We start from the raw sequence: 20,227 nt of genomic DNA on the forward strand, positions 1-20,227 counted from the left end.
GCCGTGCGAATTGTCACGTGTTGTTCGCCGGTTACCTGTGCTGCGCCAGGCGGTGACGGGGTACAGGTGCAGACCTGCGCCCGACCCGCGCTACCCAAGGGCCGGACGCATTTACGCAGATCGCGTGGATGGTTCACAATGCGTTGCGGAACGTCAACGATTCCGCCGCGCCGGCGCCGGGAGGGCACATGGGCAGGGACGTCGAGCAGGGCGCCTTCTCCCGCGAGGATCGGGTCCGCTACCGGCAGAAGGTCCGTCGGTGCCTGGACGTCTTCGCACTGATGCTTGACGACTTCGGCTTCGACGCCGACCGGCCGATGACCGGGCTGGAGATCGAGTTGAACCTGGTCGACGCCGCGGCCGAGCCGGCCATGCGCAACGACCAGATCCTGGCCGACATCGCCGATCCGCTGTTCCAGACCGAGCTGGGCCGGTTCAACCTCGAACTCAACGCGTCGCCCCGGCTGATCGAGGGCACCGGCTTCACCGACTACGAGCAGGATCTGCGCAGCAGCCTCAGCCGCGCCGACGAGCGGGCCGCCAAGTCCGACGCCACCATCATGATGGTCGGCATCCTGCCCACCCTCACCGAGCGCCACCTGGTCGCCGACAACCTGTCCACCGACGAGCGCTACCGGGTGCTCAACGACCAGATCGTCGGCGCCCGCGGCGAGGACATCGAGCTGGACATCAACGGCGTCGAGCGGCTTCGTACGCACACCGACTCGATCGCGCCGGAGGCCGCCTGCACCAGCCTCCAGTTCCACCTCCAGGTCGCGCCGGACAGCTTCGCCGACCACTGGAACGCCTCGCAGGCGATCGCCGGCGTCCAGGTCGCCGTCGGCGCCAACTCGCCGTTCCTCTACGGCCGCCAGCTCTGGGCGGAGACCCGGATCGCGCTGTTCGAGCAGGCCACCGACACCCGGCCGGACGAGTTGAAGGCCCAGGGCGTACGCCCGAGGGTCTGGTTCGGCGAGCGCTGGATCACCTCGATCTTCGACCTGTTCGAGGAGAACGTCCGCTACTTCCCTCCGCTGCTGCCGATCTGCGAGGAGGAGGACCCGGTCGAGGTGCTGCACGCCGGCGGCGTGCCACAGCTCGGTGAGCTGCGGCTGCACAACGGCACCGTCTACCGCTGGAACCGCCCGGTCTACGACATCATGAACGACCGCCCGCACCTGCGGGTGGAGAACCGGGTGCTGCCCGCCGGCCCGACGGTGGTGGACATGCTCGCCAACGCCGCGCTCTACTTCGGCCTCGCCCGCGGCCTCGCCGAGGCGGACCGCCCCATCTGGAGCCAGCTCACGTTCAGCTCCGCCGAGGAGAACTTTCACGCCGCCGCCCGGCGCGGCATCGACGCGGTGCTGCACTGGCCCCGACTCGGCGAGGTGCCGGTCACCAGGCTCGTGCTCGACACGCTGCTTCCGGTGGCCGCGCTGGGGCTGGACCGGTTCGGCGTCGCCCCGGTCGAGCGGGACCGCCTGCTGGGTGTGATCGAGGGCCGCTGCCGCACCGGGCGCAACGGCGCGGTCTGGCAGACCGAGACGGTGTGGGCGGCCGAGCGGCACCGTGGCCTGGACCGGACGGCGGCGCTGCACCACATGGTCCAGCGCTACGCCGAACTTCAGCGCACCAACGAGCCCGTCCACACCTGGCCCGTCGACTGAGGTGTAAGGAGGGGCCCCCGCTTAACGCCTCCGGTATAGAAGGGTGCCCCGCTCAACACGTGCGCCGGGATCAGCGAGTGCGGCGGCGTGGCTTCGGCCCGGTGGGCGGCGCGGCCGTCGCGTCCCCGGCCGCCGCGTCGTCGGCGGCGGGACGATCGCCGGTGTCGACAGGCGGAGCGTCGTCCGGCTGCCGCTGCTGGGGAACCGGCCGGCTCCGACGCGCGGCGGCCGTCCGCGCGGCACCATCCGACGGCTCGGACTGCCCGCCGGCGGTCCGCCCGGCCCGGCTCGGCGTCGCCGCCTCTCCCCCCGCCGACGTCGCGCCGTCACCCGAGTCGGTCACCCCGTCGCGACCCGGGTCCGAGGTCGCCTCGCGGCCCGGGTCCGGCACCGCGTTCCGCCCCGGGCCCGGCATCACCTCGCGACCGGAGTCGGTCACCGCTCCGCGGTCTGAGCCCGGCGTCGCCACCGGGCCACGGCCGCCCGCGCCGGCGGGATCCGACGCCTCAGTCGTCGTCCCGGCGGAAGCGGCTACGTCGCCCGGCCCGGTCCCGTCACCCGGCCGGTTCCCGGCAGACGATGTGCGCGACCCGGCCTTGCGGCGGAAGAACCGCCCGGCCGGTGTCGTCGCCGCCCCGGCCGGCTCCGCCGGCCCGCCGGCCATCGGCTCCTCACCGGCCGGCCCCGGGTCCACCCGGGCCGCCCCGGCTTCCTCACCGGCCGGCCCCGGTGCCAGCCGGGCCGACGCGGGTTCCTCACCGGTCGGCGCCGATTCCTCGCCGCGGCGGTCGGCAACGGCCGTCGCGGGACGGTCGGCGGCCCGCCGGTCGGCGCGCTGTGCCAGGGCGGCCACCAGGACCGAGCCGCCCAGGCCGGCGATCACCGCGTACGGGGCGATCAGGTGGGCCGACATCTGCTCGGCGGCGATCCCGGCCAGCCGCGGCACGGCCAGCAGGTAGGCCAGCGCGACCAGCAGCGGACCGGCCGCGCCGGAAGCGGTCGCGCCGACGCGTGCCAGCGGTGTGCGGGCCGCGCGTCGGGCGGCCAGCACTCCGATCAGCAGGGCGGAGCCCAGTGAGAGCAGCGCTCCCGGCCAGTAGAAGTAGTCACGGATCCAGAACCGGGCGCTGTCCGCGCTGATCTGCCAGATGCCGAGCTGGGCGGTGGTCAGGCCCCGGCCGGAGAGCACCCCGTCCACCACCGACACCACGGCGAGCAGCCAGAGCCAGCCGGTGGTGGCGAGCAGGTTGTTGGCGGCGGCGCGGGTGTGCAGCGCCCAGGTCGCCAGCAGTACGCCGAGCACCAGGCCCGCGGTCGCGTACGCGGCGGCGACGGTCTGCGGCGCGCTGGTGTCGGGCACCCGGGCCGCCCGTGCCGGCACCGCCACCAGCAGCACGGTGACCAGCGCCCCGACACCGGCGGCGAGTGCGAGCCCGAGCCGCGGCAGCGCGCGGACCGGTTCGTCACCGCCGCGCAGGCGCTGGGCGCAGACCGCGCCGACGACTACCGAGGTCGCGGCGATCCAGGTGGCCCAGGCGAGACTCGCCACCCAGGCCGACTCGGCCCGTACGGCGCCGGTGGGCGCCCAGTTGATGATGCCGAGCCCGTAGCCGAAGCCGAGCTGCGCGGCGCCCGCGCCGGCAGCCACGCCGAGCGCGGCGGCGGTCGATCCTCCCCAGCCCCGTCTGGCCATGCCGGGCAGCGTAGCGTCCCGAGGTCGGCCCGGCGAGTCGTGACGTGTCCGGGCGGGCGTGAACGGCTTGGCGACACCGGCTACGGTCGCCGGTGACTGAGGCGGTGGACGTGATGACGGACGATCGGCAGCCGGTACGCGACGAGGCCGGTCCGGGCCGGACCAAGCTGCTCCTCGGCGGCGGCCTGGCGGTGGTCCTGCTGGCGGTGATCGGCGCCGGCGGGGGTTGGGTGCTGGCCGGTGAGCCGGACCGGCCGGCCGCCTCGCCCGGGGCCGCGCCACCGCCGCCCGCGCCCTCGTCCCGTCCCGCCGAGGTGACGCCGACCCGGGCCGCGCCCACCGAGGCACGGCCGGGCGAGGACCGCCCGACCGGTACGCCGTCGACCGCTCCGGCCGGGCTCACGGTGCCGGAGCTGGTGGGGGCCGACTTCGAGCGGGCACGGCAGGAGTTGCGCGACCGCCGCCTCGGCTGGCGGCTGGTGTTCGGCGGTGGCTCGGGCCGGACCGTGGAACGCACGTCGCCGCGGCCCGGCACGCCGGTCAGGCGCGGCGTCACCGTCACGGTCTGGGTCGCCGGCCCGGCGCCGGCGGTCACCGTGCCGGACCTGGGTGGCCGGCCCTGTTCGGACGCGGCCGACGAACTGGTGGAGGCGGGGCTCTACCCCCGTTACCGCACCGGCCGGCAGGGGGTGGTCACCGCGCAGGAACCGGTCGTCGGGGGCAGCGCCCATTGGAACGATCAGGTCACGCTGGTCTGCGGCACGACGCCGTCCGGCCCGCCGACCGCCGCCGAGCTGCCGGCACCCTGACGGTACGCCCCGACCGTCCGGGCCGGCGCGCTGATCCGCGCGGGCGTGGTCGGAGCCCGTTACCGTTGGACGTCCGAGGGCCGCGTGCCCGTCCCGGGTGGGAGGACGTGTGCCATGAGCGACGACCGTCAGGAGCATCCGGCCGACGACGCGGACGCGACCCGGGCGATGCCTCGGGACGCCGACGCCGACGCGGACGCGACCCGGGCGATGCCTCGGGACGCGGCCGGTGGTGCGGACGCCACGCAGGCGATGCCGGGCGACCGCGGTGGCGACGAGACGCGGATCCGGCCCAGCGGTGCGGGCGACGACGCCACCCGGCCGCTGTCCGGCGGCGCGTCGCGGCCCCTCGACGCCACCAGCCGGCAGGAGCCGGTCGGTGGGGCCTGGTCGGGGCGGGCCGGGGTGCCGCCGCCGCGGCCGGCGGGCTATCCGGAGCCGGGCACCGAGTGGTACGGCGACGAGCAGGCGGGCCGCCGCTGGTGGATGCCGATCCTGCTGGGCGTCCTCGCGCTGATCCTGATCGGGTTGATCGCGGCCGGTGTGTGGCTGGCGCTGCGCGCCGCGGATCGCGACTCCGGTCCGGGTCCGTCACCGTCGGCGGTGCCGAGCACCTCCGCGCCGACGAGTGCCGCGCCGACCAGCGCGTCGCCGAGCAGTTCACCGTCGAGCGCCGCGCCGACCACGGCGGCGGCGGAGGTGCCGATGCCCCCGCTGGTGGGGCTTCCGGAGTCGGCGGCCCGGGCGGCGCTGGAGCGGCTCGGCATCGACTACCGGGTGCAGCGCCGGCCGTCGGACCGCCCGGCCGGCACGGTGATCGCCACGGATCCCGAGGCCGGTTATTCGGTGGGCGAGGGCGAGCGGGTCACGGTCGTGGTGGCCGAGCCGGCGGAGCCCAGCACCGGTGCGCCGACGACCGCGGCGACCACGCCAGGTTCCGCGCCGACCGTCACCGCGACGCCCTGACCGTCACCACTGGCGGCGGCGGGTGCCGACCAGGCCGAGTCCGGCCAACGAGATGGCGAGCCCGAGCAGCCCGGTGTAGAACAGTGACCGGCCCGGTTCGGCCGGTTCGGTGGGGCGATCGGCGAGGGCGTCCGCACCGGCACCGGCACCTGCACCCGCCGTGCCGGGCGTGGGTGTCGCCTCGGCTTCGTCGGCCGCCGGTTCGTCGTCGTCCGCTGCCGCCTCGACGCCTGAGCGGGCGTGTTCCTCGGCCACGGTGATCTCCGGAGCGGGTACGGGCTCGGCCAGCTGCTGGGTGGCGGAGAAGGCCGGGTGACGGACCACCAGTGCGAGGGCGGTCGCGACCCCGAGGAACACGAATAGCCCGAGGGCGTAGCCGATGCGGGACCGGTGACGCCGCCGCGCGGCGGGCAGATTGACCATGACCATCCCTGGTTCAGGGTCCGGGGCGCGCGGGGTGGAACGTGCCGGGGTGGGCGTACCGATTCTATGGCGACGGCACGCCCGTCCGGCCGGGAATCGTGAGGTCAGCCCACCCGGACCGGGTTCCGTGCGATCGGCCGCCGGGCCGTGCGGACGGTGTGCTGACGAGGGACCGGCGCGGCCTGGACCTGCCGCAGTCCCTCCTGCTGTACGAAGATCGACCGCCGGTTGACCGCGTCCCCCGCCGCGTTCAACTCGTAGCCGTCGAGCCAGAGCCAACCGTCGTAGGTCGGCCAGTCGAGCACCCGGATCACCCGGAACATGATCGGTCGGAGGAACTGGACACTCGCCGCGCGCGTCACGTGCAGTACGTCACCGGAGCGGGGAAGCACATGGGCTCCTGGGAGGTTCGGCCGGCCCGGTGGCCGGCGGGGCGGAACGGGGTCGGATGCGGTCCGGGTGACGGGGGTTCTGCCTCGTGGACCGACTTCGGTGGGTCGGTGCTGGTCGGGCCGTACCCGCGGTGGCGAACCGTCACCCGACCATCACCCGGCTGCTCCCGGTTACCGCTCCCGCCGCCGCAGCCGGCCGGCGTGCAGCGGCGGGGTCTTCATCCCGGGGCAGGTCTCGCGGCGCGGGACGGCTCCCCTCCGGCCGTCCCACGAACCGTGGTGTCACCACGCCCGGAGATCAAGCGAAGACGGTGAGTAACCCGTGCCATACGGACAGAGTGCATCAGCGACGTGCGACATGCAAGTTGCACCTCGACTTTTGCCCGATAGGTGAGCGGGACACGTGAACGGGACGCTTGAAGCCTCAGGCGTCGGGGCGGCACACTGGACGCCGGTTTCGTCCGTCGCGGCCGGTCGACGACCGGCACCACCCCCGCCGCGAACGCTTGCCCGCCGGCTCCCGCAGCCGCGAATCGAGGGAGTGCTCGTGAGCGAACGGCGCAGCCCGACCATCCGCCGACGCCGCCTCGGGGCCGAACTCCGCCGCCAGCGGGAAGCCGCCGGCATCACGATCGAGGCGGTCGCCGAGCAACTGGAGTGCTCGGCGTCCAAGGTCTCCCGGATCGAGACCGGGCACACCACGGCGACGCCCCGCGACGTGCGGGACATGCTCCGCATCTACGGGGTGGTCGGCGCGGAGAGCGACGAGCTGGTGCAGATTGCCCGCGAGGCGCGGCAGAAGGGCTGGTGGCACCCGTACAGCACGGTGCTGGTCGGCGCGTACGTCGGCCTGGAGGCCGCGGCCAGCTCGATCCGGGCGTACGAGCAGCAGGTGGTGCCGGGCCTGTTGGAGACCGAGGAGTACGCCGGGGCGATGATCCGCGCCGCCCGGCCGGACTTCACCGCCGAACAGATCGACCAACGGGTGCGTGTCCGACTGGGCCGTCAGTCGTTGTTGACCCAGGACGATCCGGTCGATCTGTGGGTGGTGCTCGATGAGGCGGTGCTGAGCCGGCCGGTTGGCGGCGACGCGGTGATGCGTGGTCAGCTCAAGCGGCTGGTGGAGGTGGCCGAACTGCCGAACGTGACGGTGCAGGTCCTGCCCTTCGAGGTGGGTGCGCACGCCGGCATGGACGGGACCTTCACGATCCTCAGCTTCCCCGAACCGAGTGATCCGGATGTCGTGTACGCGGAGAACGCCACGGGTGGGCTCTTCCTGGAGAAGAGCGACGAACTGCAGAAGTACAGCTTCATCTTCGATCACATTCGAGCAGCGGCCATACGACCGGAGGAGTCCGTCGCACACATCGCGAAACTGGCAGAGGAGCCGCTGTGGAAATGGCGACCAAGGAGTTCCCCGTGGACCTGACGCAGGCGACGTGGTTCAAGAGCTCGAAGAGCGGGCCGAACTGCGACAACTGTGTGGAGGTCGCTTATGTGACCGGGGCGGTCGGCGTCCGGGACTCGAAGGACAAGGCCGGCCCGGCCCTGGTCTTCGCCCCGGGTGACTGGCACGCCTTCGTCGTCGGCGCCAGGGGCCAGGCCTTCGGCCGGAGCTGATCGGCACCATCGGAGCACGGTCCCGCCCGGCAGCGTCGCCGGGCGGGACCGTTTCCATCACCCGCACCACCGGAGCCCGCGACCCGTCGCCAGTTCCGTCCCGCCTCGTTGAACCGCACGGATCGGCAACCGAACGAGGCAGGCGATACGGATGACGACGATCGGTTCAGAGAACCTCACCAACGGTCCGGGCAAGCCCGAACGGTTCGGTGGCAAATATCGCGGGGCACGCCGGGACACCGTCCTGACCGAGGTGGTGTCCGGCGACGGCGAGGACCTCCCCGGCCGGGACGCCGGGACGCCGGAGCAGGCCGCCCCGGCGCTCTCCCTGCCCTCGCTCGACCCGAACCCGCTCACCGAGCCGTCCTTCCCGCCCAGCGGGTGGCCGATGGAGCAGCAGGAGTCCCTGGTGGACCATCCGCTGCTGCGCGGCCTGCTGCTGGAGTTGCCGCCGAAGGGCAGCGTCCCCCCGCCCGGCTGGCTGGACCGATGGTTCGAGGCGACCCGGGCGATCCTGGAACTGCTATACGTGCAGGGCGCCGGCCGGACGCGCTGACACCGCCGGCACCGCCCCGCCCGGCGGCATCGCCCGCTCGGCGAGCCGGTTGTGCCGCAGCGCGTGGCGTACCCCGATCGCGGCGACGCCGAGCACCGCGACGGTGATCGCCGGCCCGGCCACGCCGGGCGCGGCGAACAGGTCGAGCCCGACGGCCGGCAGCACCGCCGCGAGCATCGCGAGCGCGGTCGCGTGCAGCGGAAGCGCGATCAGCGGGTGCGCGGCGGCTGCCCGCAGCCCGTGCGGGGCCGGTGTTTGCGGCGCCGTGGCGAAGGCGCCCGCGCCGGCACGCAGCCGCCGTACCCGGCGTACCGTGCAGCCGGCGACGAGCGTGGCCGGGACCGCCGCGACGGCGAGCCCGGCGACAGCCCGGTCCAGTGCGGTGTCCCCGGCGCTCTGCAGACCCGCGGCCAGGGCCGCTGCGGTGAGCGCGAGGCCGGTCAGCACCAGGGCGGACAACCATCCGGTGCGCCGGCGCAGCGCCCGGGCGCGGTCCAGCCCGGGCAGGCCCTCCGCCACGAGGGCGGCGGCCAGCCAGACGGCGGCGACGGGGAGCAGCACGGCGAGACGGTCATCCATGCCCCCAGCCTTGCCCAGTTCGACGCGCGTCGAATCCGGGGCGGCACCCCGGTCGACCCGGAACGTTCTCCCGTAGGGGACGGCGTCGTCAGACGTCGAAGGTGGCGGGCCGCCCGGTGGCCGGGGGCGGCGGGGTCGCCTTCCACAGGCCGGTCTTCTGCGCTGCCAGTCGGGCCAGGTAGGCCGGGTTGAGGATGACGTAACGACGCCACAGACGCTTCGGTTCGAGGCCGAGCCGCCAGAACCATTCCAGCCCGGCCCGCTGCATCCACGGTGGCGGGTTGCGCAGCAGCCCGGCGTGGTAGTCGAACGCCGCGCCGACGGCCATCAGCGGCATGTCCAGCAACGGTCGCATGGCGTACGCGAAGACCTCCTGCCGGGGGCAGCCCAGCCCGACCAAGACGAGACGGGCGCCGCTGTCCCGGATCCGGTCGGCGATCTCGGCGTCCTCGCCGGGGGTGGCCGCCCGGAACTTGGACGGCTCGACACCGGCGATCTTCAGCGCGGGGAACTGGCGCTCCAGCGCCGGGACCAGCCGGGCCAGGGTCTCCTCGGTGGAGCCGTAGAGGTAGACCGGCAGGCCCTCGTCGGCGAACCGGGCCAGCACCCGCAGGGTCAGTTCCGGGCCGTAGACGCGGTCGGTGAGGCCGGCGCCGTGCAGCAGGTTGAGCGCCCAGCGCACCGGCTGACCGTCCGGGGTGACCACGTCGAACGAGTTGAGCCGGGCGTTGTGCGCCGGGTCGAGCACGCCTGTCATCACGCCGTGCACGGCCAGCGCGGTCAGGGCCAGCGGGCGCCGCTCCCGGGCCGCGTCGACCACCGCCTGGGTGGCCCGGCCGTAGTCGGTGGCGTCGACCCCGACGCCGAGGACGTTGCGCTTGGTGTCGTCGGTCATCCCTTCGGCACCCACTTGTCGACGTTCGCCTCGTGGATCTCGCGCAGGATCATGGGCACGTCGTACGTGATCTTCCAGGCCGGGTAGTGCGCCTCGAACCGGGACATGCTGCTGACGTACCACTGGTGGTCGCCGGTGCGGGCCTGCTCGACGTAGTTGATCCGCGCCTCGCGGCCGGTGATCTCCTGCGCGATCCGGAACGCCTCGATGTGCGAGGTGTTCGAGTGCCGGCCGCCGCCGAGGTTGTAGACCTGCGCGGAGCGCGGCTCGCGGAAGAACGCCTCGAACGCGGTGAGCACGTCGTGCGAGTGGATCGCGTCCCGGACCATCTTCCCCTTGTAGCCGAAGAGGTTGTACGTCCGGCCCTCCATCACGCACCGCATCAGGTAGGCCAGGAAGCCGTGCAGTTCGGCGGCGGAGTGCGCCGGGCCGGTGAGCGTGCCGCCCCGGAAGCAGGCGGTCTTCATGTCGAAGTAGCGGCCGTACTCCTGGACCATCACGTCCGAGGCGACCTTCGACGCGCCGAAGATCGAGTGCAGCGACTCGTCGATCGACATGTCCTCGGTGATGCCGTCGTACCAGTGGTGGTCCTCCGGCAGTTCGTAGCGGGTCTCCAGCTCGACAAGCGGAAGCGAGTTCGGCCGGTCGCCGTAGACCTTGTTCGTGGAACAGTGGATGAACGGCGCTTCGATCGCGTGTCGCCGGGTGTTCTCCAGGACGTTGAGCGTGCCGCCGGCGTTCACGTCGAAGTCGGTGTACGGCTCCTTGGCGGCCCAGTCGTGGCTCGGCTGGGCGGCGCTGTGGATCACCACGGCGATGTCCCGGCCATAGCGGGTGAACACCTTCTCCAGGCCGTCCCGGTCGCGGATGTCCACCGCGTGGTGGGTGTAGGCCGGCCCGAGGTCGGCGGCGAGCCGGTCGAGGCTCCAGGCGGTCGAGCCGTCCTCGCCGAAGAAGTATCGCCGCATGTCGTTGTCGATGCCGACGACGTCGAGGCCGAGACCGGCGAAGTGTCGGGCCGCCTCGGAGCCGATCAGACCGCCGGAACCGGTCACCAACGCGACACTCACACGCCACTCCTGGTCCATGGGAGGCAGGGAACCATCGGAGCATAGCGTGACGTCCGGTACGCCCCGATACGGCGCGAGGGCCCCGCATCCTGCGGAGCCCTCGTTCTGGTGGGGATGGGGGGAGTTGAACCCCCACGTCCTTTCGGACACACGGACCTGAACCGTGCGCGTCTGCCATTCCGCCACATCCCCGTGGCGCGACCCGGGACACCGTATCTCATCCCGTGCCCGCCTTCTGCGGCGGGTGCCGGGACATATTACGCTGTCCACTGGTCTTGCCACGAGCGATCACCGTCCGTGGCGGACGAAACTGTAGCACGCTCGCGGGCCTGGTCACGAACGGGCCGACGGCGGCCGGCCGAGCGGCGTGTGAGCTGCGGAGGCGGTGTCCGGATACCATCATTGCCTCGGGACCCGAGGAGGAGCCGGTGAGCGTGCTGCAACGCTTCGAGAAGCGTCTGGAAGGCCTGGTCGAGGGGGCCTTCGCCAAGGTCTTCAAAGGGGTGGTCCACCCCGTGGAGATCCTCAACGCCATGCAGCGGGAGGCCGAGGCGCACAAGGCGATCCTGGCCGGTGGGCGCACGTTGGTGCCCAACCGCTACGTGATCGATCTCTCGCCCTACGACCACAGTCGGTTGGCGCCGTACGCCGCCGCGCTGGCCCAGGAGCTGGCCCAGTCGCAGGCGGAGTTCATCGGCGAGCAGGCCTGGACGGTCTACGGCGACGTGATCGTCGAGGTCGAACGGGGTGAGGGGCTGGACACCGGCATGTTCCGGGTGACCGCCGAGGTCTACACCGGCGGCGACGTCGCCCCGGTCTCCGCGCCCGGCGGCGGCTATGACGCCGGCGGCTACGACGCCGGCCCGGCCTACCCGTCCTACGACCAGGGCGGCGGCTACGGCCCCCCGCCCGGGCACGGCGGCGGGCGCAACGTCCGGCTGGTCTCCGGCGACGGCCGCACCTACCCGTTGCAGATGGGCTCGACCGTGATCGGCCGCGGCGACCAGGCCAACCTGCGCCTGCCCGACGTGGGGATCTCCCGGCGGCACGCCCGGCTGGACTTCGACGGCGGCCAGGTGGTGCTGACCGATCTGGGGTCCACGAACGGCACCATGGTCAACGGTCAGCGGGTGTCGGCGGTGGCCCTCAACCCGGGCGACATGATCCAGCTCGGCACCACGACGCTGACCTTCCGCGTGGACGGCTGATCCCCGTTGCCGGAGCTCGTCATCACCGTCGCCCGGTTCGGGTTCCTCATCCTGCTGTGGATCTTCGTCTTCACGGTGGTCGGCGTGATCCGTCGGGACCTCTTCGCGGGGGCCCGGTCGGGTCGCCTGGTGGCCGCGCCGCGGGGGGTCGGCGCGTCGACCGGCCAGCCGAGCGGCAAGCCGGCGAAGGTCAAGCGGGGTCGCGCCGCCCATCAGATGGTGGTCACCGCCGGTCAGTTGGCCGGCACCCGGATCACCCTCGGGGAGGCCCAGATCACGATCGGTCGCGCGGAGGACTCCACCCTGGTGATCACCGACGACTACGCCTCGGCGCGACACGCCCGGCTGGTTCCGCGCGACGGGCAGTGGTACGTGGAGGACCTCGGATCGACTAACGGCACCTACCTCGATCGCGCTAAGGTCACCGGACCAACCCCCGTCCCCCTCGGCGTGCCGATCCGGATCGGCCGCACTTCCCTCGAATTACGGCCATGACTCTGACCCTGCGCTACGCGGCCCACAGCGACCGCGGTCTGATCCGAGACGGCAATCAGGATTCCGTCTACGCCGGACCGCGGCTGCTCGCCGTTGCCGACGGCATGGGCGGTATGGCCGCCGGTGACGTCGCCAGCAACATCGTCATCGGTGCCATGGCGCCGCTCGACGAGGACGTCCCGGGTGACGCCCTCGTCGACGCGCTGCGCTCCGCCGTCGGCACCGCCAACCAGCAACTCCGCGACACCGTGGACGCCAACCCCCAGTTGGAGGGGATGGGCACGACGCTCACCGCCACCCTCTTCTCCGGCAGCAAGCTCGGCATGGTCCACATCGGTGACTCGCGGGCCTACCTCCTGCGCAACGGCGACTTCGCGCAGATCACCAAGGACGACACCTACGTCCAGATGCTCGTCGACGAGGGTCGGATCAGCGCGGAGGAGGCGAGCAGTCACCCCCAGCGTTCGCTGCTCACCCGCGCGCTCGACGGCCGCGACGTGGACCCGGAATACAGCGTCCGTCAGGTGCTGCCCGGCGACCGCTACCTGATCTGCTCCGACGGCCTCTCCGGCGTGGTCAGCGCGGACACCATCGGCGACACCATGCGGGAATATCCCGACCCGCAGCAGTGCGTGGAGAGGCTGGTGCAGCTCGCGCTGCGCGGCGGCGGCCCGGACAACATCACCGTGATCATCGCGGACGCCACCGACCAGGACATCGTCGAGGCGTCCCCGATCGTCGGCGGCGCCGCCGCCCGCGACCGGGGCATGGCCACGTCGGCCGACGAGTCCACCCCGGCGGCCCGCGCCTCGGCGCTGTCCGCGCCGCGTGCGCCCGCCCCCGAGGAACCGGCCGACAGCCGCGACGACGAGCCCGAGCAGCGTCGGCGCCGGCCGTTGCGGACGATGGCGATGGTGCTCGCGCTGGCGGTCATCGTCGGTGGTGGCTTGTACGGCGGCTGGACCTACACCCAGCGGCAGTACTACGTCGGCGCCACCGACGACGGCGAACTGGCGGTCTTCCGGGGGGTGCCCGGTCAGATCGCCGGGCTCGACCTGTCGGCCGTGCACGAGCGCAGCGGGTCCCGGCTCGACGACCTCACCCTGGCCGCCCAGGAGCGGGTGAAGCAGGGCATCCAGGCCAGGAGCGAGCCGGATGCCGAGCGCCGGCTGGCGGAGCTGACCAGCGACGATCCGGCCAACCCCAACCTGAAGCCGCTCTGCCCGCCCAGCCCGACCCCCGGCCCGCCCGGTCCTACCCCGGTGGCGACCGCAGGCGTGCTGAGCCCGGCGGCCACCGGCTCGCCCGTTCCGCCGGCCACCGGCTCGCCCGTCCCGCCGACCCCGGTGCCGGGCACCCCGACGCCCGCGCCGACGCTGACCACCACGCCCGACGCCGTAGCCTCCGACACCGTTCCGCCGGCCGATCCCGCCGGTTGCCGGTCGCCGGAGTGAGCGCCGGCTCGATCCCGAGGACGCATCCGTGACCGCAGCCGCCGTACCGGCAGCCTCGCCCGCCTCGACGGGCGAGCAGTCCGGCGTACGCCTGGCCCGGTCCCGGCGTAACGCCGAGTTGTCCCTGCTCCTGCTCGCCATGGTGCTGGTGGCTGCCTACGCGGCGATGGTCGAGGCGAAGGCGCTGGACACGATCACCGGGGATTTCTGGATTCCGGCCGCCGCACTGGGCCTGGTCTTCCTGGGTCTGCACCTGGTGATCCGCTGGCTGGCGCCGTTCGCCGATCCGGCGCTGCTGCCGGCGGTGGCGCTGCTCAACGGCATCGGGGTCGGCTTCCTGCGTCGCTACGACCTGGCCCAGGCGGCCCCGGCGGAGCGGGCCGACCTGGCCATCTTCGCCGGCACCGGTGGCCGCCAGCTGGCCTGGACGCTCGCCGCGGTGGTGCTCGCCGCCGCGCTGCTGGCGATCCTGCGCGACCACCGCACGCTTTCCCGCTACGCGTACACCCTGGGGTTGGCCGGCATCGTGCTGGTGATGATCCCGGCGGTGCTGCCCGGCCGGTTCTCCGAGATCAACGGCGCCAAGCTCTGGATCATCGTGCCCGGGCTGGGGCAGATCCAGCCGGGTGAGTTCGCGAAGCTGGCCCTGCTCACGTTCTTCGCCTACTACCTGGTGCGCAAGCGCGAGGTGCTCTCGCTGGCCAGCCGGCGGGTGCTCGGCATCGACTTCCCGCGTGGGCGCGACCTCGGCCCGGTCCTGGTGGTCTGGATGATCAGCCTCATGGTGCTGGTCTTCGAGAAGGACCTGGGCACGTCGCTGCTCTACTTCGGCATGTTCGTGGTGACGCTCTACATCGCCACCGAGCGGGTCAGTTGGCTGCTCATCGGCCTGCTCCTGTTCTTCGGCGGCGCCTACCTGGCCTACGTGCTGGGCAGCACGGTGGGCGGACCGTTCGCCAACTTCTACGACCGGGCGCAGATCTGGCTCGACCCGTTCGCCGAGCCGTACGACCGTGGCTACCAACTCGTCCAGGGCCTGCTCACGCTCGGCACCGGTGGCCTGTTCGGGGCCGGGCCGGGTGGCGGCCAGCCGACGCTGCTGCCCGAGGTGCAGACCGACTTCATCTTCGCCGGCATCGGTGAGGAGATCGGCCTGTTCGGCCTCTCCGCGCTGCTGGTGGTCTATCTGCTGATCGTCGAGCGGGGCCTGCGCGCCGCGCTGGCGGTGCGGGACTCGTTCGGCAAGCTGCTCGCCGGTGGCCTGGCGTTCACCCTGGGCCTGCAGGTCTTCGTCATCGTCGGCGGCATCAGCAAGCTCATCCCGCTGACCGGCCAGACCACCCCGTTCCTGTCCGCCGGCGGCTCCTCGCTGATGGCGAACTGGCTGCTGATCGCGGTGCTGCTGCGGGTCTCCGACGGTGCCCGGCGGCCGGTGACCGGCGGTGGCGGCCCGGCGGCCCGGCCCGCCGGTGGCCCGCCCGAGCAGCTGCACGGCGCCCCGACGGAGGTGATCCGGCCGTGAACGCACCCCTGCGCCGCGTCGGTGTGGTCGTGATGATCCTGTTCGGGTTGCTCTTCGCGAACCTCAACTGGATCCAGGCCTACAAGGCCGACGAATACCGCACCAGCGACTACAACGGCCGGGTCCAGGTCGCCGAGTACGACCGCAAGCGCGGCAACATCGAGGTCGGCGGCACCGCGTACGCGCTGAGCAAGGAGACCGGCGGGGAGCTGAAGTACCTGCGCACCTACCCCGAGGGGAAGGTGTACGCGCACGTGCTCGGCTGGAAGCCGGTCAACGGCAGCGCGACCGGCATCGAGCGGGTGGAGAACGACTTCCTCGCCGGCACCAGCGACGCGCTGATCGCCAACCGGATCAAGGACATGTTCACCGGTGACGAGACCGGTGGCGGCAACGTGCTGCTGACCCTGTCCAAGAGGGCCCAGGAGACGGCGTACAAGCAGCTCAACGACAACGAGGTCGGGGCGAAGAAGGGCGCGGCGATCGCGATCGACCCGCGTACCGGGGCGGTGCAGGCGCTGGTCTCCATGCCGAGCTTCGACCCGAACCCGCTGGCCAGTCACTCCAGCACGGAGGCCGACCGGGCCTACAACGCGCTGGAGAAGGACAAGGACCGGCCGCTGGCCAACCGGGCGCTCGCCGAGGTGCTGCCACCCGGCTCCACCTTCAAGATCGTCATGGCCGCCGCGGCGCTGGAGAACGGCATCGGCCAGCAGACCCAGATCCCGGCCGGGTCGAGCTACACCGCGCCGGGCGCCGGCAAGCCGATCAAGAACGCGGCACCGTCGATCTGCCCCGAGCCGCAGGTGACCCTGCGGGAGGCGGTGACCGAGTCCTGCAACACCGGCTTCGCGCAGCTCGGCGTGCGCCTCGGCGCGGACAAGGTCAAGGAGAAGGCACGGCAGTTCGGCTTCGAGCAGGAGGACCTCACGGTCGGCCAGCTCGGTGAGGGAGGCCTGCCGGTGGCGGCCAGCCGCACCGGCGACATGCAGAACCCGGACGGCAGCACCGACCCGGCGGCTCTGGCCCAGTCGTCGATCGGCCAGAACAACGTGCGGATGACACCGTTGCAGGGCGCGCTGATCGCCGCCGCAGTGGCGAACGACGGCAGCCAGATGCGCCCCTACCTGGTGAAGCAGCTCCTCGGGCCGGACCGCACCACTGTCTACGACGCGGCCAAGCCGCGCGAGCTGCGGCGCCCGGTCAGCAGCCAGGTCGCCACCGACCTGCGCTCGATGATGCAGAACGTGGTGAAGGAGGGCACCGGCCGCCGGGCCGACATCGACGGCTACGTGGTCGGTGGCAAGACCGGCACCGCGCAGTCCGGCCCGGACACGCCGGACCACGGCTGGTTCATCGGCTTCGCCCTGGACAAGGACGGCACGCCGCTCTCCGCGGTCTGCGTGGAGCTGGAGCAGGCCGGCAGCGGGGGCAGTGCCGAGGCGGCCCGGATCGCTGGCCGGATCATGGCGGCGGCCATCGCCGACTCCGGGAGGCGCTGACGTGCTCAGCCCGGGGGTGCAGCTCGGCAACCGCTACCGGCTCGACGAACGGATCGCCAGCGGTGGCATGGGCGACGTGTGGCGCGGCACCGACCAGGTGCTGGGCCGGACGGTCGCGGTCAAGAGCCTGCTGCCCGCGCTGCTCGACGAGCCGGGCTTCGCCGAGCGGTTCCGCGGCGAGGCCCGGACCATGGCCACCATCAACCATCCGGGCGTGGTCGACGTCTACGACTTCGGCAGCGACCAGCAGATCGCGTTCCTGGTGATGGAATACGTGGAGGGCGACGCGCTCTCCGCCACCCTCGGCCGGGTCGGCCGGCTCACCCCGGCCCGCACCATGGCGCTGCTGGCCCAGGCCGCCGACGCGCTGCACGCCGCGCACGAGAAGGGCATCGTGCACCGCGACGTGAAGCCCGGCAACCTGCTGGTCCGGCCGAACGGCACGCTGGTGCTCACCGACTTCGGCATCGCCCGCTCGGAGCTGGTCGGCCAGCTCACCGCCGCCGGTTCGGTGCTCGGCACCGCCTCCTACATCTCGCCGGAGCAGGCCACCGGAGCGGTGGCCACGCCCGCGTCCGACGTCTACGCGCTCGGGGTCGTCGCCTACCAGTGCCTGGCCGGTCGGCGTCCGTTCGAGGGGGACAATCCCCTGGAAATCGCCATGAAGCACGTGCGGGAGACGCCCCGGCCACTGCCGGCCGACATCCCGCCGCAGGTGCGGGCCATCGTCGAGCGGGCCATGGCGAAGGATCCGAAGGCCCGCTGGCCCAGTGCCGCCGCGCTGGCGAGCGTCGCCCGGCAGGCGAAGCTCGCGCTGTCCCAGCAGGCGCGCGGCGGTCGCCCGATCTCCGGCGTACCGGCCTCCCCGGCCGCGCCCGCCGCGCGGGCCCAGGTGCCGACCCCGGCACCCCGCCCCCAGCCGCCGCGACCCCCGGTGACACCGGCCCGCCCACCGGTCGGGCCGCGCCCGACCATGGTCGCGCATCCCGCCCCGCAGGCCCGCCCGCCGGTGGGGCCGCGCGGCGCGGCGCCCATTCCGCAACCGCGCCCCCCGCACAACCCCCTGGGGTACGCTCGCCCGCCGGCCGCCCCGCCGCCCCGCCGCTCGCGCTCCGGGCTCTGGACCACGGCGATCGTGGTGGCCGTGCTGGTCATCCTCTGCTCCGGCGTGATTTCGTTCTGGTACCGCAAATACGGCTCTGCCGCCCCCGGTTCGGTGAGTGTGAGCGTGACCTCCGGCGCGGTGCGGGCGTACGGGGGCGACTATCCGGTCCGCACGTCGTACCGTCGTGAGGTACGCCTCCTGCCGGCCGGCGGCGGTTCGACGACGAGCGAAGGACGAGAGACGCGATGACAGCGCAGGCCCGCCTGCTCGGTGGCAGGTATCAGGTCGGCGAGCTGCTGGGCTACGGCGGCATGGCGGAGGTGCACCGCGGTCGCGATCTCCGGCTCGGGCGGGACGTCGCGATCAAGATGCTCCGTGCCGACCTGGCCCGCGACGCCACCTTCCAGATGCGGTTCCGCCGGGAGGCGCAGAACGCGGCCTCGCTCAACCACCCGGCCATCGTCGCCGTCTACGACACCGGCGAGGAGACCGCGCCGACCGGCGAGACACTGCCGTTCATCGTGATGGAGTTCGTCAACGGGCGGACCCTGAAGGAGGTCCTCGGCGTCGAGGGGCGGCTCCAGCCGCGCCGGGCGTTGGAGATCTGCGCCGACATGTGCGCCGCGCTGGAGTTCAGCCACCGGCACGGCATCATCCACCGGGACATCAAGCCCGGCAACGTGATGCTCACCCAGACCGGCCAGGTCAAGGTGATGGACTTCGGCATCGCCCGGGCGCTGGCCAGCGGTGCCACCACGATGACGCAGACCAGCGCCGTCATCGGCACCGCACAATATCTTTCCCCGGAGCAGGCGCGCGGCGAGGCGGTCGACGCCCGCTCCGACGTCTACGCGGCCGGTTGCGTGTTGTTCGAGCTGCTCTGCGGGCACCCGCCGTTCGTCGGGGACAGCCCGGTCAGCGTCGCCTACCAGCACGTGCGGGAGCAGCCGCCGACGCCGAGCACGATCAACCCGGACGTCAACCCCGCGGTCGACGCCATCGTGCTCAAGGCGCTCTCCAAGAACCCGCTCAACCGCTACCAGAGCGCCGGCGAGATGCGGGCCGACCTGCTCCGCGCCGCCGCCGGCCGGCCGGTGCTGGCCACCCCCGTGATGCCGGCCGAGGAGACCATGCCGATGGCCGCCGCCGGTGGCGGCTACCAGGCGGCGCAGCAGACCCAGATGATGGGCCCGCAGACCCGGCAGCAGGCGCCGGCCCGGGTCGGCGACCCGCGCAAGCGCAGGAGTTCCTCCTGGGTCATCGCCACGTTCGCCGCGCTCGGGGTGCTTGCGGTGATCGCCCTGGGCACCGCGCTCTGGCTCAACCAGACCGGCACCGAGAAGGTCTCCGTGCCGCAGTTGGTGGACCGCACGCAGGCCGAGGCGCAGACCGCGCTCACCCAGGCCGGGCTGCGGTTCACCGCCGGCACCCCGGTCAAGAACGGCGAGTGCAAGGAAGGCACGGTGGTGGGCCAGAACCCGCCGTCCGGCCAGCGGGTGGAGAAGAACACCGCAGTCACGGTGCAGGTCTGCGCCGCCCCGGACGATGTCCAGATCCCGTCAAACCTGGTGGGCGGCACCTACGAAGCCGTGCAGGCGCAGCTGGAGGGCATGGGGTTCACCGTCGTCCGCAAAAACGTCAGCAGCGGCGTTCAGGAAGGGCAGGTCGTCAAGGTGTCGCCCGAGCAGGGCAGCACCGTGAAGCCGGGCAGCAAGGTGACCGTCGAGGTGTCCAAGGGCGACCTCACCAAGGTGCCGGACGTCGGCGGCTTCACCGAGGACCAGGCCAAGAAGCGACTGAAGGAAGCCGGTTTCGAGGTCAAGGTGGTCGAGGGCGAGCAGGTCGAGCCGGCCCAGGCGGGCAAGGTGAGCGGCCAGTCCCCGGCGGCCGGCAAGGAGCTGGCCAAGGGCGAGCGGGTCACGATCGAGGTCGACGTGCCGCTGCCGGAGGAGAGCGAGAGCCCGTCGCCGAGCGCGACCCCCAGCGCGACACCGACCACCCCCGGTGGCGGCGGTGGCGGCTTCCCCTTCCCCACCGTCCCGCCGACACGGGGCAACGGCGGCTGATCCTCGCCGAACCACACGCGGCGTTACCCGAGTGGGTGCCGCCCTGTGCGGTGTGCCCATCGGCCGACCTCGTCGCTCGGCCATCAAGCCCTGCTGGCCCGATACAACGGCACCGGAGACGGGGCGCAGCAGTACGGCCGGGAACTGCTCGCCTCTACAACGTCCTGGAGAACTACAACGGCCTCAGTCGAGCGCAGTAAAGGAA

The 20,227-nt window shown here is 72.7% G+C and carries 18 protein-coding genes, 1 tRNA gene and 1 pseudogene; 13 read left to right on the top strand and 7 right to left on the bottom strand.

All coding sequences use genetic code 11. The features are described from left to right. The first annotated feature begins 188 nt into the window (after positions 1-188). On the top strand, positions 189-1,667 hold the full coding sequence (locus tag AB0H28_RS18215) for a glutamate--cysteine ligase (RefSeq protein WP_358041026.1): 1,479 nt from the start codon (positions 189-191) through the stop codon (positions 1,665-1,667). A gap of 820 nt (positions 1,668-2,487) precedes the next feature. On the opposite strand, the pseudogene AB0H28_RS18220 reads toward AB0H28_RS18215, so the two are convergent. After that, a pseudogene (locus tag AB0H28_RS18220) lies at positions 2,488-3,360 on the bottom strand (hypothetical protein); the annotation flags it as partial. A 92-nt stretch (positions 3,361-3,452) separates the two neighbouring features. Here AB0H28_RS18220 and AB0H28_RS18225 point away from each other — a divergent pair. After that, the gene (locus tag AB0H28_RS18225) at positions 3,453-4,169 is read left to right on the top strand and encodes a PASTA domain-containing protein (RefSeq protein ID WP_358041029.1); all 717 of its coding nucleotides are present in this window, start codon (positions 3,453-3,455) and stop codon (positions 4,167-4,169) included. Between the two features lie 114 nt (positions 4,170-4,283). After that, positions 4,284-5,135 (top strand): PASTA domain-containing protein, encoded by an 852-nt coding sequence (locus AB0H28_RS18230; protein WP_358041032.1) that lies wholly within the window; start codon positions 4,284-4,286, stop codon positions 5,133-5,135. 3 nt (positions 5,136-5,138) lie between these two features. Here the strand turns inward: AB0H28_RS18230 and AB0H28_RS18235 are convergent, their stop codons facing one another. Both AB0H28_RS18235 and AB0H28_RS18240 read right to left on the bottom strand, forming a co-directional pair. Continuing rightward, positions 5,139-5,564 carry a hypothetical protein gene (locus AB0H28_RS18235; protein WP_358041035.1) on the bottom strand — a complete coding sequence of 142 codons (426 nt, stop codon included), beginning with the start codon at positions 5,562-5,564 and terminating at the stop codon, positions 5,139-5,141. Between the two features lie 98 nt (positions 5,565-5,662). Continuing rightward, entirely contained in the window at positions 5,663-5,950 is a 288-nt protein-coding gene (locus AB0H28_RS18240; protein WP_358041038.1) for a hypothetical protein, read from the bottom strand. 547 nt (positions 5,951-6,497) lie between these two features. Here AB0H28_RS18240 and AB0H28_RS18245 point away from each other — a divergent pair. The 3 genes from AB0H28_RS18245 to AB0H28_RS18255 all read left to right on the top strand — a co-directional run bounded on the left by AB0H28_RS18245 (position 6,498) and on the right by AB0H28_RS18255 (position 8,126). Next, entirely contained in the window at positions 6,498-7,379 is an 882-nt protein-coding gene (locus tag AB0H28_RS18245) for a helix-turn-helix transcriptional regulator (protein WP_358041041.1), read from the top strand. After that, positions 7,349-7,570, top strand: a complete 222-nt coding sequence (locus AB0H28_RS18250; protein ID WP_358041044.1) for a DUF397 domain-containing protein — start codon at positions 7,349-7,351, stop codon at positions 7,568-7,570. The genes AB0H28_RS18245 and AB0H28_RS18250 overlap by 31 nt, the downstream gene beginning before the upstream one ends. Before the next feature lie 151 nt (positions 7,571-7,721). Beyond that, positions 7,722-8,126, top strand: coding sequence for a hypothetical protein (locus tag AB0H28_RS18255; protein ID WP_358041046.1), 405 nt, complete (start codon positions 7,722-7,724; stop codon positions 8,124-8,126). Here AB0H28_RS18255 and AB0H28_RS18260 read toward each other — a convergent pair. From AB0H28_RS18260 to AB0H28_RS18275, 4 genes are all read right to left on the bottom strand, one after another. Then, the gene (locus AB0H28_RS18260; RefSeq protein ID WP_358041049.1) at positions 8,094-8,705 is read right to left on the bottom strand and encodes a hypothetical protein; all 612 of its coding nucleotides are present in this window, start codon (positions 8,703-8,705) and stop codon (positions 8,094-8,096) included. The genes AB0H28_RS18255 and AB0H28_RS18260 overlap by 33 nt on opposite strands. 88 nt (positions 8,706-8,793) lie before the next feature. Further along, entirely contained in the window at positions 8,794-9,600 is an 807-nt protein-coding gene (locus AB0H28_RS18265) for a WecB/TagA/CpsF family glycosyltransferase (protein ID WP_358041052.1), read from the bottom strand. Further along, the gene (locus tag AB0H28_RS18270) at positions 9,597-10,688 is read right to left on the bottom strand and encodes an NAD-dependent epimerase/dehydratase family protein (protein WP_358041055.1); all 1,092 of its coding nucleotides are present in this window, start codon (positions 10,686-10,688) and stop codon (positions 9,597-9,599) included. Before AB0H28_RS18270 ends, AB0H28_RS18265 begins: the two co-directional genes overlap by 4 nt. Positions 10,689-10,776: 88 nt before the next feature. Continuing rightward, positions 10,777-10,862 (bottom strand) — tRNA-Leu (locus AB0H28_RS18275). Positions 10,863-11,071: 209 nt separating this feature from the next. On the opposite strand from AB0H28_RS18275, the gene AB0H28_RS18280 reads away from it, so the two are divergent. The 7 genes from AB0H28_RS18280 to pknB are packed head-to-tail and all read left to right on the top strand — an operon-like array spanning position 11,072 to position 20,022. Further along, the gene (locus tag AB0H28_RS18280; RefSeq protein ID WP_358041427.1) at positions 11,072-11,878 is read left to right on the top strand and encodes a DUF3662 and FHA domain-containing protein; all 807 of its coding nucleotides are present in this window, start codon (positions 11,072-11,074) and stop codon (positions 11,876-11,878) included. Between the two features lie 6 nt (positions 11,879-11,884). After that, positions 11,885-12,373, top strand: a complete 489-nt coding sequence (locus AB0H28_RS18285) for an FHA domain-containing protein (RefSeq protein ID WP_358041058.1) — start codon at positions 11,885-11,887, stop codon at positions 12,371-12,373. Further along, on the top strand, positions 12,370-13,827 hold the full coding sequence (locus tag AB0H28_RS18290) for a PP2C family serine/threonine-protein phosphatase (RefSeq protein WP_358041061.1): 1,458 nt from the start codon (positions 12,370-12,372) through the stop codon (positions 13,825-13,827). The genes AB0H28_RS18285 and AB0H28_RS18290 overlap by 4 nt, the downstream gene beginning before the upstream one ends. A gap of 28 nt (positions 13,828-13,855) precedes the next feature. After that, positions 13,856-15,349, top strand: coding sequence for an FtsW/RodA/SpoVE family cell cycle protein (locus AB0H28_RS18295; RefSeq protein WP_358041064.1), 1,494 nt, complete (start codon positions 13,856-13,858; stop codon positions 15,347-15,349). Then, a complete protein-coding gene (locus tag AB0H28_RS18300) occupies positions 15,346-16,851 on the top strand; it encodes a penicillin-binding transpeptidase domain-containing protein (RefSeq protein WP_358041067.1) in 1,506 nt (501 codons plus the stop codon). The genes AB0H28_RS18295 and AB0H28_RS18300 overlap by 4 nt, the downstream gene beginning before the upstream one ends. A gap of 1 nt (position 16,852) precedes the next feature. Then, entirely contained in the window at positions 16,853-18,205 is a 1,353-nt protein-coding gene (locus AB0H28_RS18305) for a serine/threonine-protein kinase (RefSeq protein WP_358041070.1), read from the top strand. Then, on the top strand, positions 18,202-20,022 hold the full coding sequence (gene pknB, locus AB0H28_RS18310; RefSeq protein WP_358041073.1) for a Stk1 family PASTA domain-containing Ser/Thr kinase: 1,821 nt from the start codon (positions 18,202-18,204) through the stop codon (positions 20,020-20,022). The genes AB0H28_RS18305 and pknB overlap by 4 nt, the downstream gene beginning before the upstream one ends. The last annotated feature ends 205 nt before the right edge of the window (positions 20,023-20,227 follow it).

The sequence above is a fragment of the Micromonospora sp. NPDC050980 genome, from assembly GCF_040653835.1.
GTDB lineage: Bacteria > Actinomycetota > Actinomycetes > Mycobacteriales > Micromonosporaceae > Micromonospora.

What these genes read in the sequence shown, in the direction of transcription:
- AB0H28_RS18215 (WP_358041026.1), top strand. Translation starts at nt 189, where the DNA reads ATGGGCAGGGACGTCGAGCAGGGCGCCTTCTCCCGCGAGGATCGGGTC.
- AB0H28_RS18230 (WP_358041032.1), top strand. Translation starts at nt 4,284, where the DNA reads ATGAGCGACGACCGTCAGGAGCATCCGGCCGACGACGCGGACGCGACC.
- AB0H28_RS18235 (WP_358041035.1), bottom strand. Translation starts at nt 5,564, where the DNA reads ATGGTCATGGTCAATCTGCCCGCCGCGCGGCGGCGTCACCGGTCCCGC.
- AB0H28_RS18250 (WP_358041044.1), top strand. Translation starts at nt 7,349, where the DNA reads ATGGCGACCAAGGAGTTCCCCGTGGACCTGACGCAGGCGACGTGGTTC.
- AB0H28_RS18255 (WP_358041046.1), top strand. Translation starts at nt 7,722, where the DNA reads ATGACGACGATCGGTTCAGAGAACCTCACCAACGGTCCGGGCAAGCCC.
- AB0H28_RS18260 (WP_358041049.1), bottom strand. Translation starts at nt 8,705, where the DNA reads ATGGATGACCGTCTCGCCGTGCTGCTCCCCGTCGCCGCCGTCTGGCTG.
- AB0H28_RS18265 (WP_358041052.1), bottom strand. Translation starts at nt 9,600, where the DNA reads ATGACCGACGACACCAAGCGCAACGTCCTCGGCGTCGGGGTCGACGCC.
- AB0H28_RS18270 (WP_358041055.1), bottom strand. Translation starts at nt 10,688, where the DNA reads ATGGACCAGGAGTGGCGTGTGAGTGTCGCGTTGGTGACCGGTTCCGGC.
- AB0H28_RS18290 (WP_358041061.1), top strand. Translation starts at nt 12,370, where the DNA reads ATGACTCTGACCCTGCGCTACGCGGCCCACAGCGACCGCGGTCTGATC.
- pknB (WP_358041073.1), top strand. Translation starts at nt 18,202, where the DNA reads ATGACAGCGCAGGCCCGCCTGCTCGGTGGCAGGTATCAGGTCGGCGAG.